Here is a 14926-nt window from a genome sequence, read left to right as displayed (position 1 = left end):
TGTTAGAGGAAATTTAAAAGTAAGAATGATGATTGTTGTAATGAGAGGATTTGAACTTAACATATGAAAGAGAATTTTTGGCAAGAGTTACCGAAACCGTTTTTTGTACTCGCGCCGATGGAAGATGTAACAGATTTAGTATTTCGGCATGTAGTGGCTGAAGCAGGAAGACCGGATGTATTTTTCACGGAGTTTACTAACTCGGAAAGTTACTGTCATCCTGATGGGATCAAAAGTGTCCGTGGTCGCTTAACGTTTACAGAAGATGAACAACCGATTGTTGCACATATTTGGGGAGACAACCCTGAAAACTTCCGCAAAATGAGCATTGGTATGGCGGAGTTGGGCTTCAAAGGAATTGATATTAATATGGGTTGCCCGGTACCGAATGTTGCAGGACGTGGGAAAGGCAGCGGTCTGATTTTACGTCCGGATGTGGCAGCAGAACTAATCGAAGCTGCTAAAGCAGGGGGTCTGCCTGTAAGCGTGAAAACACGTCTTGGGTATAAAGAGATAGACGAGTGGAAAGAGTGGCTTACACATATTTTAAAACAGGATATTGCTAATCTTTCCATTCATTTACGTACACGAAAAGAAATGAGTGCTGTTGATGCACATTGGGAGCTTATTCCGGAAATTAAAGCATTGCGTGATGAGATCGCTCCAAATACACTGTTAACAATTAACGGTGATATTCCGGACCGTCAAGTTGGTTTAGAGCTTGCAGAAAAGTACGGAATTGATGGAGTAATGATTGGACGCGGTATTTTCAAAAATCCGTTCGCTTTTGAAAAGGAACCAAAAGAGCACAGTCCAGAGGAGTATCTTGATCTTCTGAAACTGCAGCTTGATCTGCAGGACAAGTATGCCGAAGAACTGCCTCGTTCAATGTCAGGTCTTCACCGCTTTTTCAAAATTTATGTAAAAGGCTTCCGCGGAGCTGGAGAGTTGAGAAATCAGTTGATGAACACGAAATCTACCGATGAAGTACGTGCATTGCTTCATAGCTTCGAGTTAAATAAAGAAGAATAAATAAAGGCATGATTCCGATAAATGGAATCATGCCTTTTTGCAAGTATTGAAGGTTTTTACCAAACGGGGGACCATGTTTTTAAAAATTGAGCTGTCCGCTCTTTTCCGATGCCCATCAATTTATTTTTAGTCGCCTCATCTAAATCAAATTGGGTTGCACTATATTCTTCAACCGGTATAAAGATAATATCCTTCTCGTGTCTACGGGAAATATAACGATTATCATGTGCAGTTTGCATTGTACTAAATAAAGCTTCAAAAAGTTGAATCCCATTATTAATATCATGTGGCTTCATGTCCTCGCTTGAACTACTGAGTTTCATACCAAGAACGGGCCGCTCTTTATTTCCATTATCGTAAATCCACATTGGAAAGTTACTCAAAACCCCACCATCTACAATAACAGACTCGCTTTTTCCGTTTTTTAAATAGACAGGTTCAAAGAAGAATGGAAGACCACAACTCATGCGTAATGCACGGGAGACCGGAAAAGTATTTGGATCGATATTATATTGTTGCAAATCATCGGGAAGAACAAGAATTTTGCCGTTCGTTAAATCGGAAGCTACTAATTTCAATATCCCTTTTGGTAAATCTCCGAATGTATAGATGCCTTTTGTCGCCAGCTTTTCGAGAAACCAGTTTTCCAGAGATTTACCGCGATACAATCCCATTCTTTTATATAAATTAAGCCATTTTAAAAATGGAAGCTCGATAATAAATTTCGGAGGATCGAGTAAAACTTTTAAATTCAATTCGTCAAAAATCTCCTCAAGTTCTTTAGTGTTAAATCCTGCAGCGATAAAGGTGGCTAATATAGCCCCGGCACTCGTACCGGCCACACGTTCGAATTTAATGCCTTTTTCTTCGAGCGCCTGAATGGCTCCAACATATGCAAAACCTTTAATACCACCGCCTGAAAAAACCCCGTCTACAATCATCCGTTCTCTCCTTTCTTTTATTAGTAAGTCCATTAAATGTAATTAATAGTTATAATTTGGAAGTTTAGTGAAACGATATTTAAATTTGCCGTCATAACAGTATATGTTGGTAAAAACAAAATGGGTTTATTAATGATGAATAAAGCAAAGATATTTCGAATTACTATGAAAATGATTATTTTTTTAAAAAAAGAAAAATTAGACCTGATAAAGCGTATTAACCCCTTATGTAACAGCATTCAGTACTGTCGAAAAACACTTTCATTTTAAAATATTCTAAAATTTACTATTGAAATGAAAGCACTTTCAATGTAAGATTTGAATAATTCAATTTACTAAACCGGTTTAGTAAATAATATTTTGCTTAAGAGTTTGCTCAAGGAGGAATAATTTTGACTACAAATCCAACTGTTTTTACATTAGGAGATGCATTAGTTACGTTTAACCCATCGGAAACAGGACCGCTCCGTTATGTGCAAAGCTTTGCTAAAAAAGCGGGTGGGGCAGAGTTAAACTTTGCTATTGGTTGTTCCCGACTTGGATTGCAGTCGAAATGGATGAGTCGCCTAGGTAATGATGAATTCGGTATAGGGATATACAAATTTGCACGAGGAGAAGGCATTGATGTATCGGAAGTTGAGTTCGTTGACGGGTATCCGACATCACTGAACTTTAAGGAAATTCGCGAAGACGGCTCCGGAAAAACTTTTTACTACCGTCATCATTCTCCAGTACTGACAATCGAGCCAGAACATATTACCGAAGAATTGTTGAATAACGTGTCGATGGTCCATTTAACAGGTGTATTTTTGGCAATCGCTCCAAAAAATCTTCAAATCGTTCTAGCTGTACTAAAAAAGGCGAAAGAAAAAAACATAAAGATATCGTTCGATCCGAATATTCGACTAAAACTATGGACGATTGAAGAAGCACGTAAAGCATATGAGCAAGTTTTCCCTTACGTAGATATTTTACTGGCAGGGCTGGAAGAAATGGAGCTTATTCAAGATGAAGTAAGCAAACCAGCATTGGAAGCTTTTGCAAAGCAATACGGAATTGAACAACTCGTCATTAAAGATGGAGCTAATGGTGCAAGACTTTATTTAGAAAATGTCTGGTATGAAAAAGAAGCTTTCAAGATTACGCCAATTGATACGGTTGGTGCCGGAGACGGGTTTGATGCAGGTTATATATACGCCACTCTTCACAATTATTCACCAATAGAAAGCCTTACCTTTGCGAATGCGGTAGGCGCGTTAGTAACGACTGTAAAAGGTGATAATGAAGGATTGCCGGAACTGCAGGAAGTGCTCGACTTCATGAACAATAAAAAAGCAATTGAACGCTAATCACAAAAAAGGGAGATGGACATATGGCAAAGACTGAAACATTAGCAGCGATCACAAGTTCAAAAGTAGTCGCAGTAATACGAGGTAATTCAGCTGAAGAAGCAATTGCACTTTCAAATGCAGCGATTGAAGGGGGCATTCATTTAATCGAGCTCACTTACACAACGCCAAATACGCAGCAAGTCCTGGAAGCATTCCGTAAATCTGATGCAGTAGTAGGTGCAGGAACGGTGCTTGATGCGGAAACAGCACGCCATGCGATTTTGAATGGAGCAAAATTTATTGTAGGTCCACAGTTTAGTAAAGAAGTAGCAAAAGTATGCAACCGTTATGCTATTCCATATTTCCCGGGTTGTATGACGATTCAGGAGATGGTATCGGCACTTGAATATGGCTGTGATGTGATTAAATTATTCCCTGCTAATAACTTTAAGCCTTCGTTCATTAAGTCGGTTAAAGGTCCATTACCACACGTACAGATTATGCCGACTGGTGGCATAAATACTGAAAATATTGGTGAATGGCTTGATGCGGGAGCAATCGCAGTAGGGATCGGCAGCGATCTAAATAAAGCTTATGCAACAGGTGGACATGCAGCAGTTGTAGAAGCGAGCAGAAAATATGTAGCAGCAGTAAAAAAAGGAGAGGTGTAAAAGATGAATATTACATTTCGTTGGTACGGTAGAGACAATGATACAGTAACGCTTGATCATATACGCCAGATTCCGAATGTTAAAGGAATTGTTTGGGCTTTGCATCAAAAAGCTGCAGGCGAGCTTTGGGAAATAGAAGAAATTAAAGAAGAAGCGGATTATATACAATCAAAAGGCTTCCATATTGATGTTGTTGAAAGTGTCAACGTTCATGAAGATATTAAGCTTGGTATTGGTGACCGTGATTTATATATTGAAAACTATAAACAAACAATACGTAACTTAGCTGAAGTTGGTGTAAAAGTAATCTGTTATAATTTCATGCCGATTTTCGACTGGACGCGTACAGAGATGTTCCACCCACTTGAAGACGGGTCGACAGCACTTTACTTCGATAAAGAAAAAGTACAAAGTCTTGATCCGCAGCAGCTTGTGAAAACGGTTAGTGAAGCTTCTGATTTAACATTACCGGGCTGGGAGCCTGAACGTATGGCCCGTATCGCGGAACTTTTCGAAGCGTATAAAGAAGTGGATGAGCAAAAGCTATGGGACAACTTGCGCTACTTTTTAGAAGCTATTATCCCTGTTGCTGAAGAGGTTGGAATACGCATGGCGATCCATCCGGATGATCCACCGTACTCGATCTTCGGCTTACCGCGTATCATTACAGGAGCCGCTAGCTATGAAAAATTAATCCAGATCAATGATTCTATAGCGAACAGCTTTACATTCTGCTCGGGTTCGATGGGTGCATCACTAGAAAATGATATGGTTGCGATTGCTGAAAAATATGCTTACCGTTCACCGTTTGCCCATATACGTAACGTTAAAATCTATGAAAATGGCAGCTTTGCAGAAACATCTCATTTTACATCAGATGGTTCAATAGATATTAAAGGGATCGTAAAAACTTTGCATAATCAGAATTATACAGGCTATGTGCGACCAGACCATGGCCGTCACTTATGGGGAGAGGTATGTCGCCCGGGCTACGGTTTATATGATCGCGCACTCGGCATTATGTATTTAAATGGTTTATGGGATGCTTACAGCGAACAATTAGGAGGCAAATAATGATTCCAATACACGAAAATTTAGCAAATAAAGTAGCGGTAATTACAGGCGGCAGCGGTGTTCTATGTTCAAAAATGGCACTGGAATTGGCACGCCATGATGTAAAGGTAGCGATTGTCGGACGTACTGAGTCAAAGGTTGAAGCAGTTAAAGAAGAGATCGTTGCAGAAGGTGGAACAGCTGTGGCTATAACAGCTGATGTACTTAACAAAGATTCTTTACTTGCAGCAAAAGAACAGATTCTTGAGCAGTTTGGACGTATTGACTTTTTAATTAACGGTGCAGGCGGAAATCATCCGGATGCGATTACAGAAAAAGAGTATTATGAGGAAAATTCTACAGGTCTTTCATTTTTTGATCTTCAGGAAAATGGTTTTTCTGATGTATTTTCTTTAAATTTCACAGGGACATTCCTGGCGTGCCAAGTGTTTGGAGAGGCGCTTTTACAAGCCGAAAATCCAGCCATCATTAATATTTCATCAATGAGCGCATACACACCATTAACGAAAATTCCCGCGTATAGTGCAGCAAAAGCGGCGATCAACAACTATACAAGCTGGATGGCTGTTCACTTTGCTGAAACAGGATTACGTGTAAATGCAATTGCACCGGGATTTTTCATTACTCAGCAAAATAAAGATCTGCTCGTTGATGCAGAAGGAGAGTATACAGCACGTTCGAAAAAAATAATTGAAGCAACTCCGATGAAAAAATTTGGTGAACCAGATCAATTATTAGGTGCGCTGCTATTTTTACTGGACTCATCTTATTCATCATTTATAACGGGAACAACAATTGCAGTAGATGGTGGCTTTAACGCATATTCGGGGGTGTGATATTTGAAAAATACCACTATTTCCGATGTCGCAAAGCATGCAGGGGTTTCTAAAAGTACTGTATCGCAATATTTGAATGGCCGCTATGAATATATGAGTGAGCATACCCGAAAAAAAGTGGAATATTCCATTCGAGAGCTTAAATATCGACCAAATATTATTGCTCGTAGTTTGTCGCAAAAGTCTACTTTCACTGTAGGAATTATTGTCGCGAATATTCTACATTCATTCTCCACTCATATTATTAGAGCAATTGAACTGAACTTTAATAAACACGGCTTTCATACAATTGTATGCAATGCGGATGATGAACCTGAAAAAGAACGACAGTACATTGAAATGCTCATGGCAAAACAGGTGGATGGGATGATTATTTTCCCGACTGGCGATAATCTGGATTTGTATGAGCAAATGAAAAAGAAAAAATATCCGATTGTTTTTATGGACCGTACGATAGAGGGGTTAGGAATTCCTTCTATTTTATTGGAAAATGAACAAGCGGCAGAAATGGCGGTAAAGGCATTGACCGATAACGGGCATAGCAGGATAGCTATGCTGACCGCACCGGTAACACGTAATATTACACCACGGCTGGAGCGAATAGAAGGTTATAAAAAAGCTTTAGTGAGTAGAGGCATACAAGTAAAAGATCAATATATACATAGTGTCGAAGTCGAAGAAATGAAAGTATCTCTTCGTAATATGTTTGAACTGGATCAACGGCCGGAAGCGATCATCGCAGGCAGTGACCGTGTATTAGTCGAAATCTTAAATTTTGCAAAAGAGCATCAACTTGCAATTCCAAAAGACTTAGCCGTTATTGGAATTGATGATGTATCATTTGCAAACTTGTTTACACCCCAACTTACGACCATTTCACAGCCGACAACACAAATGGCGAATAAAGCCGTGGAGTTGTTACTACAGCAAATCAAAGGGGATCAAAAGCTGTCTGACTACAAAACTATCCGCTTTGGTGGCCAACTTAATATGCGTCAAAGTCATTAATACAAAAGCTATATCGATTATTGCATGGAGATACAGCTATTAACCTAGGGGGAAAACATGGATTTCATAGTAGACTATTTACCGATCATCTGGGTCGCACTTGGTGTCGGTTTATTATTATATTTAAACATCGTAGTAAAATTAAATAGTGTATTAGCTTTACTAATTGTTGCAATTCTTGTTGGGGTTTTAAATGGTTTATCGTTAACGGATGTTGTGACATCTGTAAAAACAGGCTTTGGGAGCACACTTGGTAGTTTAGCGATTATTATCGGTATGGGTGCAGTTCTCGGGAAGTTAATGGTTGATTCAGGGGCTGCCCAACGAGTTGCCTCGACCTTGCTCAAAAAATTCGGAGCCAAAAATGTAGAATGGGCGATTTTGATTGTCGGAGCGATTTTCGGTATTTCCGTATTCTATGAAGTGGCGTTTATTATTTTGGCACCATTAGTAATTTCAATTGCGATTGAAGCGAAAATGCCTTACTTGCGCTTAGGAATTACAATGGTTGCAGCTGCTACAATGGCGCATAGTATATTCCCGCCACAGCCAGGTCCGACTGCACTTGTAGAAGCATATGGTGCGGATATGGGAATGGTCTATCTGCTAGGGATTGTTGTAGCAGTACCGGCTATTATTGCAGCAGGAATAATTCTTCCGCGTGTTTTGAAAAATTTGGATTTGCCAATACCTCCATTACTGAAAAAATCTGAAGAAGTAAATTTGGATGAGGCACCAGGGTTTGGAATTAGTTTATTGATTCCATTATTACCGGCGATTATTATTACAGGTGCTACGATTTACAATATGATTTTCGATAAAGATTCGGCTGTTGGCCAATTTATCAACTTTTTAGGTAGTGCTGAGATTAGTATGATTTTGGCAGTACTGATTGCAATTTATGTATTTGGCATCCGTCTTGGACGTACGATGAAAGAAGTAATGAATTCGTTCTCAGGTGCGATAGAAGGTATTGCAATGATAATCTTTATCGTCGGTTCTGGTGGGGCATTTAAACAGATCATTCTGGATACAGGCATCGGTGATCTTATTGCAGGTGTAATGCAAAACACGTCCATTAATCCGTTAATTATGGCATGGCTGATTACAGCGGTTATTCGTATTGCTACTGGTACAGGGGTTGTTTCGGCGATTACAGCTGCAGGTATTGTAGGACCGTTAATCCATACATTTGATGTCAATCCGGTACTGATGGTTTTGGCAACAGCGGCGGGCAGTAATACAATTACACATGTCAATGATGCATCGTTCTGGCTGTTTAAAGAGTACTTTAACTTATCGATCAAAGATACATTTAAAACATGGGGGCTATTACTATTCACGACTTCGATTGTAGGTCTTGGCGTAGTATTGATCTTGGATATATTTATTTGATAATTTTGATTATGGCATGTCCGAAACTTTATTTCGGACATGCTTTTTATTGTTCCTGTATAAACAGGACCCGCTCAAAGCTGCACTCTTTACAAACGAGTAAATGTGGGCAAATCTCGTCTTTAGCGGTATTTGGATAGCCGTCAAAAAGCTTAACAGTATTTTCGTCATTATAATGTCCGTATGGATCTGAGTAATCGGCTACTTTTCCTCCATCCTGTAGCGGACTGTTACATGTAGGACAATCCATACTGACTTTTTCTAATGCATTGCATAACGGACAAATCGCCATAATTACACCTCTATTTTTATCGTATATATGTAATATGTCTCTTTACCATCAATAAATAAACATAAATGACTGATGAAGTTATTTTAGAATGTCCTTACTAACATTGGGCTATGATTTATAGAATCTAGGCGAATAACATAAAAACTTAAAAAATATATATTGTTACTAGGCGCTCACAACCTTTCTTTTCTCTCCATATGCTAAGTAAAAAGGAAAAGAGGTAGAGTATGGGGATTGAAATAACAGCTCTCCACTGGATCTATGTTGTTTTCATCATGCTGATCATTATCTTTATGGTGAGGCGTCTGGACACAACACTGATTAGTATTGTGGGGATTTTCGTTATTGCTTTCGTCGCGACAGGGGATTTTGTTTCTTCAATTGGAGGGGTATTTAATAGCTTTATTTATGCAATAACCGAACTTCTATCTACTATTTTAATTATCTCAATTATCGTTGCGATGAGCAGGGTACTTACGAAAACAGGAATTAATGAAGTAATGATTGCCCCTTTTACAAAGATTATTAAAAACCCGACACTAGGATTTTGGACAATCGGGATATTAATGATGATCATTTCATGGTTTTTCTGGCCATCACCTGCAGTAGCGCTGCTCGGAGCTGTTTTATTGCCAGTAGCAATAAGAGCGGGGCTGCCGGCATTAGGTGTGGCTATGGCAATGAACTTATTCGGTCACGGGATTGCTTTATCCAGTGATTTTATTATTCAAGGCGCCCCGAAGTTAACGGCCGATGCTGCCGGGCTTCCTGTAGGAGATGTTATATCGGCAAGTATTCCTCTAGTCATAACGATGGGGGTTGTGACGACAGCAGTAGCATTTTACTTTTTGAAACGTGATATGAAGCGCGGCACTATTCCTTTAGTCGGAACGTATGATAATAGTACGGAGCAAGAGCTGGAGCAAACAGAAGAACTCTTATCGATGACCCAGAAGAAAATCTTCGCTCTTTTAATTCCGGTTGCCTTTATACTGGATGTTGTTGCAATGGCTATTTTCGATCTTCAAGGAGGAGACGCAACAGCGCTGGTAGGAGGCACTTCTGTTTTTATCCTGCTGATACTTTGTGTGATTGCTTATAAAAAGAAGGGGCTCGACCAAACAACGAGCTACTTTATTAAAGGATTCCAGTTTGGGTTTAAAGTATTTGGACCGGTCATTCCGATTGCGGCATTTTTCTATTTAGGGGACGCAGGATTCCTTACAATTCTCGGAAATCATCTGCCTGAAACATCACATGGTATTGTGAATGACCTTGGTATGGGACTGGCGGCGCTTGTTCCATTAACAACGGAAATTGCTGTTGTGACATTGACAGGTGTCGGGGCTATTACAGGACTGGACGGATCCGGCTTTTCCGGAATTTCTTTAGTAGGGTCACTCGGTAATCTATTTGGTACTGCAATCGGAGAAGGTACTGCAACATTGACTGCTCTTGGTCAAATTGCGGCCATTTGGGTAGGTGGAGGGACACTTGTTCCATGGGCGCTTATTCCTGCGGCAGCCATTTGTAATGTTAGCCCGTTTGAGCTTGCAAGAAGAAATCTTGTACCGGTAATCATCGGTTTAATCGTGACGACGATTGTAGCGCTTTTCATTATTTAACATTGGAAGGGGACATATAATTTTTTTCTTGGCACCTCATTACAAGTATGAAAAGAAATGTACTATATTTTGAAATTAAAAATATAGTACATTTTTAATTAACATTAACCGTTAGTCGCCAATCTGCCAAGCGGACCGGATTCGTCGATAATATCTGCCAGATCAAAAACAGAAATCGGAAACATTGGCAGACCTACAACATATGGTGTTATCTCATATAGCTGAAAGTAAATAACGAGTGTTTTATCTGCAATATAGAAATCCTGATCTGGACTTATACCCTGAAAATCTCCTAGTGTAGGAAGGTCCCGCTCCTGTATTTGAATATCGACAAGAGCAGATAGTCTTCTGACATAATTGCTGCCGGGTTTAAATAAATCCTTGAGTGTACATAGCTTCTTTTTTTCTATATCAAATGTCATTGATTCAATTGTCGTCATTCCATGTGCGGCCTTTTGATGATACGTATAATTAGAGAGGCTCAAGCTTAATACTTGCCGCTGATTGTTTTTTATTTCGTATAGCCCTTGCATTTCTTCTACTGATGTCGGCATTTCGCCAACTTGCTGTGCAATTTGTTTGTGTACTTGCTCCTTAATCGTCTCATTCATCTCGTTTTCCCACGACTGATCAAACTTGTAAAAAACATGTGGATAATATACCAATTGATTCGGTCCATAATCTAAACGAACAGTACTTACAGGCATTGGACCAATTTGAAGAATAGTTTCACTTCCTTCACCTTTTTTTCTTAAATAAAAACTATGCAACTTACCCTGCATACTGTTATTTATATGTAGGGTATATAACTTTATGAAAGTGTTGGCTCGAAAAGATAACAGGCAAGGTACTTTCATAAAATGAAGAAGAAAAAGAACGCATAATTAAAAATTCAAATGTGTAAATAAAAAATTTATGGGAGCAGTGATCATTGGAAAAGCAAAATAGTAAGTACAGATGGATCGTATTTGTTTCAGTATTGCTTACGTATTTACTGATGGCCAGTCAACGGACAGCGCCCGGATTAATTACTGATCAGCTGATGCACGACTTTAATATTACGGCTACGACAATCGGATTGATAACAGGGGTGCAATTTTTTGTTTATACTAGTCTGCAAATACCGATGGGGATTTTGGCGGATCGCTTCGGTCCGAATTTCTTTCTTATTTTTGGTGCCGTCCTTACCGGTGTGGGGACAGTTCTTTACAGTGTCGGTACACATGAATCGGTATTATTTATATCGCGAATTTTTACCGGAATAGGGGATGCGACGATATGGGTTAATATGATGCTCATATTAGGCCAGTGGTTTTATAAGAAGGAATTTGTCCGATTAGTCGGTTTTGCCGGGATGACAGGCAGTTTAGGGTTCCTGTTGGCGACTGTTCCATTTTCTGCTTGGATTGGACTCTTTGGATGGAGATGGGCATTTTTCTCTTTAGGTCTTCTTGTAAGCTTATGCGGCATACTGCTATTTATGGTGCTAATAAAACAAGCAAAAAAGGCTTTTCCGCAAACTAGTCCTGTAGTAACAGAAACTGCCCAACGCGAAAAAACAGCGGGCATTGTAAAAAGAGTTTTTTCAAGCCGTCAAGCATGGGCTTTATTTTTATGCCACTTTGGGGTAGTTGGCGGGTATGTCGGGTTTATCAGTTCATGGGCTGTACCGTATGGAATGGATCTTTACGAAATGAGCCGGTCTCAAGCGAGCCAGTTAATTATGGTAGGGCTGGTCGGAGCAATTATTGGGGCTCCATTTATGAGCTGGGTGGCAAGTATGTATGAATCGATTAAAAAACCTTATATAGCGGTACAATCGCTTGTTTTTGCCAGCTGGTTTATGTTTCTTTTATTTCAAGGGTATCCATCCTTAGTTGGGGTCATCATTCTTTTTTTCCTTATCGGCTTCGGGTATGGAGCAAGTGCATTGACATTTGCTGCTGTAAGGCAGTCATTCCCAATGACAGAGTCAGGCATTGTATCGGGATTTGCAAATACAGGAGGCTTTTTAAGTGCCGTTTTACTGCCGATTTTTTTAGGTGCTATTTTGGATTATGTTCAGGCAAGCTCGATAAATATACAATCTGGTTATTTTTATGGCTTTATAATTCCGGTTCTTTTTTCATTAGTCGGTTTAGTTGGAATTATGTTGTACAAAGAAGCGCATGTTACGGAAACATTATAGGATTGATTAACTAATAGTTACATAAACAATTAATCATCGTACATCCTAATAGCGGAGGAGGTGGATGTATGAACGAAAAAAATTTCACAAAAGCAGGAACAGATGTTGATGAAGTAAAACGTCTGAATGCAGCTTCAGGTCCTTCGTATAATGAAACGCTTGCCATGCTTGCCAAGGAACAGGAAGTGAAGACGAACGATGAAATGCCGCTTCGTCCTTTAACGGAAAATCTGGAAGTAGACAGCGGTACTTACAAGGTCAATGAAGTGCCCGGCAGTGGGCAGTTAGGTGGCAACGGACCGCATTAAACCTGCAATAAAAAGGAAGCTGTCTAAATAAGTGGTATACACTTTCTAGACAGCTTCTTCAAATTACTTAGTGCCGCTTTTCTGCATCTTTTTTACAAATAAATGTTTTGCAGCAAGTGTCGCTGGAAGACTTGGCTTCTTTTTGTTTAGGGGCTTGCAAATCAAAGTCAGAAGCAAATTCCGACCGCTCTTTTTTGTTGGTTATACTTTCCATATCGATTTCTATTTTTTCGGCCCCACAAAAATTCCCCTTTGCATGGAAAAAGCAATCTGATACAGTACATTTCACCTCTAAAGCTGGCATAGTTTTCCTCCTCTTTGATTTAGCAATGTTGAAGTAAAAGGCGTGTGATTACTTTCCTTTTCAAACTTCATCATTAATTTGTCCACTCTGAATGTTTTTATGTTCAAATAAAATGGATCAATTAGCTTTATTTGACAACTAGCTTATCCAAAATAAATACATACCATTCGCAAATACTAAAATTTTTGTGAGTTGCTAAAAAAAATAAACAGACAGAAAATATTGCATTAAGCAGCTTAAAATTGTTAAAATTTAGAATATTGAGATATTTATATACTAAGGGGGATTTTAAATGACAGTTTTACAGGCATTAGTTGACCAAGCTCTGGAGACACCAAATGCAACGGCTATTCAATTTGAAAATGAAGTATGGTCCTACGAAGAACTTCTGAATAACTCGCGGAAAATTGCCGGTTATCTGATCGAAAAAGGTTTTCAAAAAGATGATATTGTAGCAGAGTTTGCGCTCAACTCCCATTTGTTTATGGCTGTTTATTATGGTGTGCAGCTCGCAGGCTTAACCGTAATGCCTGTAAATACAAAGCTGGCTCCTCCTGAAGTGGATTTTATATTTAAACATTCAGAAGCAAAAATTTTAGTTTATGATGAAAAATTGCAAGCGACGATTGACCTTACGACACATGGTTTTCAGGAAATCCTGTCGCTTTCACAAATCAAAGAAATTATTAAGGGGGGTAGCGCTTCCCCGGAATTGCCGCAGTTGGAGCCTGAGGATACGTCTGTTGTCATGTATACATCCGGAACTACAGGAAAACCAAAAGGGGTTATGCTCAGTCACCGGAATATTTTGGAGACAGCGCAAATCTGGTCTGATTCGATGAATATGACGAATGAGGACCGCATGTTTATTTGTACTCCATTGTTCCACTGTGCAGGCAGCCATGTGTTTGCGGTGCCGACAATTTATAAAGGTGGAGCAGTTCTTATAGAAGAGGCGTTTTCACCAGATCAGACATTGAAAAATCTAGTTGGAACAAAGGCAACCATTTTCTTTGGTGTGCCGGCAATGTATACGATTTTATTGAACAAACCTGAGCTGCAGTCCTATGATTTTAGTCAACTGCGCCTATTCTGCTATGGAGCTGCACCGATGCCATATGAGCTTGTTAAGCGTCTGAAGGATACATTCCCGAAAGTAAAAGTACAGAATTTGTACGGGCAAACGGAAAATTCACCTGCAGCGAGTTCATTGCTGGATGATGCTGCACTATTTAAAATCGGTTCAGTAGGCAAACCGTTAGCACGGACGGAAATTCAGCTGCGTGATGCTAATGGTGAAGTTGTACCATTAGGGGAGGTTGGTGAAATTTGCGTGAAAGGTCCTCAAGTAATGAAGGGATATTTGCGCGCACCGGAAGAAACAGCAAAGTCGATTCAAGACGGATGGTTGTACACAGGAGATTTAGGCCGTTTTGACGAGGAAGGCTATTTATATATTGTAGACCGCAAAAAGGATATGATTATTCGCGGCGGGGAAAATATTTACCCGATTGAAGTGGAAGAAGTACTTTACCAAATGCCTCAAATTTTAGAGGCTGCTGTCGTAGGGGTGCCTCATGAAGTTTATGGTGAAGTTCCAAAGGCATTTGTTGTATTAAAAGAAGGCCAACAACTAATGGAGCAGGATGTGCTGGACTATTGCATGACACAGCTTGCAAAGTATAAAGTTCCGTTTGAAGTCGATTTTATCGGTCAACTGCCTCGTAATGCATCAGGTAAAGTACTGAAGCATACGTTAAGACCAAAACAGACGATTTAAAATATGGTAGCCTCGATTTTTTGTCGAGGCTTTTTTTCATGATTAAAATAAGAAGCATTCTCCTATCCTTTATAAAAACGAGTCCTTAAAGAGTCCAGCTAACAAACCTGCCCTGTCGTCTGGTATAATAGGCGTAAGCAA

At 39.5% G+C, this 14926-nt stretch carries 15 protein-coding genes; 11 read left to right on the top strand and 4 right to left on the bottom strand.

Translation table 11 applies throughout. From position 1 onward, the window contains the following. Positions 1 to 63 precede the first annotated feature (63 nt). Positions 64 to 1032, top strand: a complete 969-nt coding sequence (locus tag MKZ25_RS16975; RefSeq protein ID WP_340802504.1) for a tRNA dihydrouridine synthase — start codon at positions 64 to 66, stop codon at positions 1030 to 1032. A gap of 56 nt (positions 1033 to 1088) precedes the next feature. Here the strand turns inward: MKZ25_RS16975 and MKZ25_RS16970 are convergent, their stop codons facing one another. After that, on the bottom strand, positions 1089 to 1973 hold the full coding sequence (locus MKZ25_RS16970) for a patatin-like phospholipase family protein (RefSeq protein ID WP_340802502.1): 885 nt from the start codon (positions 1971 to 1973) through the stop codon (positions 1089 to 1091). A gap of 392 nt (positions 1974 to 2365) precedes the next feature. On the opposite strand from MKZ25_RS16970, the gene MKZ25_RS16965 reads away from it, so the two are divergent. Genes MKZ25_RS16965 through MKZ25_RS16940 form a run of 6 tightly spaced genes read left to right on the top strand, consistent with a single transcriptional unit; the run spans position 2366 to position 8288 of the window. After that, on the top strand, positions 2366 to 3322 hold the full coding sequence (locus MKZ25_RS16965; RefSeq protein ID WP_340802500.1) for a sugar kinase: 957 nt from the start codon (positions 2366 to 2368) through the stop codon (positions 3320 to 3322). A gap of 23 nt (positions 3323 to 3345) precedes the next feature. Then, positions 3346 to 3975 (top strand): bifunctional 2-keto-4-hydroxyglutarate aldolase/2-keto-3-deoxy-6-phosphogluconate aldolase, encoded by a 630-nt coding sequence (locus tag MKZ25_RS16960; protein ID WP_340802498.1) that lies wholly within the window; start codon positions 3346 to 3348, stop codon positions 3973 to 3975. A 3-nt stretch (positions 3976 to 3978) separates the two neighbouring features. Then, a complete protein-coding gene (gene uxuA, locus MKZ25_RS16955) occupies positions 3979 to 5049 on the top strand; it encodes a mannonate dehydratase (protein ID WP_340802495.1) in 1071 nt (356 codons plus the stop codon). Continuing rightward, positions 5049 to 5885, top strand: coding sequence for an SDR family oxidoreductase (locus tag MKZ25_RS16950; protein WP_340802493.1), 837 nt, complete (start codon positions 5049 to 5051; stop codon positions 5883 to 5885). The genes uxuA and MKZ25_RS16950 overlap by 1 nt, the downstream gene beginning before the upstream one ends. Before the next feature lie 3 nt (positions 5886 to 5888). Next, positions 5889 to 6893 carry a LacI family DNA-binding transcriptional regulator gene (locus MKZ25_RS16945; RefSeq protein ID WP_340802491.1) on the top strand — a complete coding sequence of 335 codons (1005 nt, stop codon included), beginning with the start codon at positions 5889 to 5891 and terminating at the stop codon, positions 6891 to 6893. Positions 6894 to 6950: 57 nt separating this feature from the next. Further along, positions 6951 to 8288 carry a gluconate:H+ symporter gene (locus MKZ25_RS16940; RefSeq protein WP_340802490.1) on the top strand — a complete coding sequence of 446 codons (1338 nt, stop codon included), beginning with the start codon at positions 6951 to 6953 and terminating at the stop codon, positions 8286 to 8288. Positions 8289 to 8334: 46 nt separating this feature from the next. Here MKZ25_RS16940 and MKZ25_RS16935 read toward each other — a convergent pair whose 3' ends face one another. Next, positions 8335 to 8580 carry a hypothetical protein gene (locus tag MKZ25_RS16935; RefSeq protein ID WP_340802489.1) on the bottom strand — a complete coding sequence of 82 codons (246 nt, stop codon included), beginning with the start codon at positions 8578 to 8580 and terminating at the stop codon, positions 8335 to 8337. Between the two features lie 227 nt (positions 8581 to 8807). Here MKZ25_RS16935 and MKZ25_RS16930 point away from each other — a divergent pair, with 227 nt between their 5' ends. Further along, positions 8808 to 10205 carry a hypothetical protein gene (locus tag MKZ25_RS16930; protein ID WP_340802488.1) on the top strand — a complete coding sequence of 466 codons (1398 nt, stop codon included), beginning with the start codon at positions 8808 to 8810 and terminating at the stop codon, positions 10203 to 10205. A gap of 104 nt (positions 10206 to 10309) precedes the next feature. On the opposite strand, the gene MKZ25_RS16925 is transcribed toward MKZ25_RS16930, so the two are convergent. Further along, the gene (locus MKZ25_RS16925; RefSeq protein WP_340803042.1) at positions 10310 to 10870 is read right to left on the bottom strand and encodes a DUF3298 and DUF4163 domain-containing protein; all 561 of its coding nucleotides are present in this window, start codon (positions 10868 to 10870) and stop codon (positions 10310 to 10312) included. A gap of 266 nt (positions 10871 to 11136) precedes the next feature. On the opposite strand from MKZ25_RS16925, the gene MKZ25_RS16920 reads away from it, so the two are divergent. Then, complete coding sequence (locus MKZ25_RS16920) at positions 11137 to 12393, top strand: MFS transporter (protein ID WP_340802487.1); 1257 nt, start codon at positions 11137 to 11139, stop codon at positions 12391 to 12393. 68 nt (positions 12394 to 12461) lie between these two features. Then, positions 12462 to 12701, top strand: coding sequence for a hypothetical protein (locus tag MKZ25_RS16915; RefSeq protein WP_340803052.1), 240 nt, complete (start codon positions 12462 to 12464; stop codon positions 12699 to 12701). Between the two features lie 67 nt (positions 12702 to 12768). Here the strand turns inward: MKZ25_RS16915 and MKZ25_RS16910 are convergent, their stop codons facing one another. Next, positions 12769 to 13005, bottom strand: a complete 237-nt coding sequence (locus MKZ25_RS16910; RefSeq protein WP_079523677.1) for a DUF1540 domain-containing protein — start codon at positions 13003 to 13005, stop codon at positions 12769 to 12771. A 292-nt stretch (positions 13006 to 13297) separates the two neighbouring features. On the opposite strand from MKZ25_RS16910, the gene MKZ25_RS16905 reads away from it, so the two are divergent. Beyond that, on the top strand, positions 13298 to 14785 hold the full coding sequence (locus MKZ25_RS16905; RefSeq protein ID WP_340802486.1) for a class I adenylate-forming enzyme family protein: 1488 nt from the start codon (positions 13298 to 13300) through the stop codon (positions 14783 to 14785). Positions 14786 to 14926 lie beyond the last annotated feature (141 nt).

The organism is Solibacillus sp. FSL W7-1464 (genome assembly GCF_038004425.1).
Taxonomy (GTDB): Bacteria; Bacillota; Bacilli; order Bacillales_A; family Planococcaceae; genus Solibacillus.
Note: the sequence above shows the minus strand (reverse complement) of the source record. Positions and strands in the feature narration are given on the sequence as shown.

Excerpts from the sequence above, each read along its gene's own strand:
- MKZ25_RS16960 (WP_340802498.1), top strand. The coding sequence starts at position 3,346 with ATGGCAAAGACTGAAACATTAGCAGCGATCACAAGTTCAAAAGTAGTC.
- MKZ25_RS16975 (WP_340802504.1), top strand. The coding sequence starts at position 64 with ATGAAAGAGAATTTTTGGCAAGAGTTACCGAAACCGTTTTTTGTACTC.
- MKZ25_RS16905 (WP_340802486.1), top strand. The coding sequence starts at position 13,298 with ATGACAGTTTTACAGGCATTAGTTGACCAAGCTCTGGAGACACCAAAT.
- MKZ25_RS16910 (WP_079523677.1), bottom strand. The coding sequence starts at position 13,005 with ATGCCAGCTTTAGAGGTGAAATGTACTGTATCAGATTGCTTTTTCCAT.
- MKZ25_RS16930 (WP_340802488.1), top strand. The coding sequence starts at position 8,808 with ATGGGGATTGAAATAACAGCTCTCCACTGGATCTATGTTGTTTTCATC.
- MKZ25_RS16950 (WP_340802493.1), top strand. The coding sequence starts at position 5,049 with ATGATTCCAATACACGAAAATTTAGCAAATAAAGTAGCGGTAATTACA.
- MKZ25_RS16935 (WP_340802489.1), bottom strand. The coding sequence starts at position 8,580 with ATGGCGATTTGTCCGTTATGCAATGCATTAGAAAAAGTCAGTATGGAT.
- MKZ25_RS16915 (WP_340803052.1), top strand. The coding sequence starts at position 12,462 with ATGAACGAAAAAAATTTCACAAAAGCAGGAACAGATGTTGATGAAGTA.
- MKZ25_RS16970 (WP_340802502.1), bottom strand. The coding sequence starts at position 1,973 with ATGATTGTAGACGGGGTTTTTTCAGGCGGTGGTATTAAAGGTTTTGCA.
- uxuA (WP_340802495.1), top strand. The coding sequence starts at position 3,979 with ATGAATATTACATTTCGTTGGTACGGTAGAGACAATGATACAGTAACG.
- MKZ25_RS16940 (WP_340802490.1), top strand. The coding sequence starts at position 6,951 with ATGGATTTCATAGTAGACTATTTACCGATCATCTGGGTCGCACTTGGT.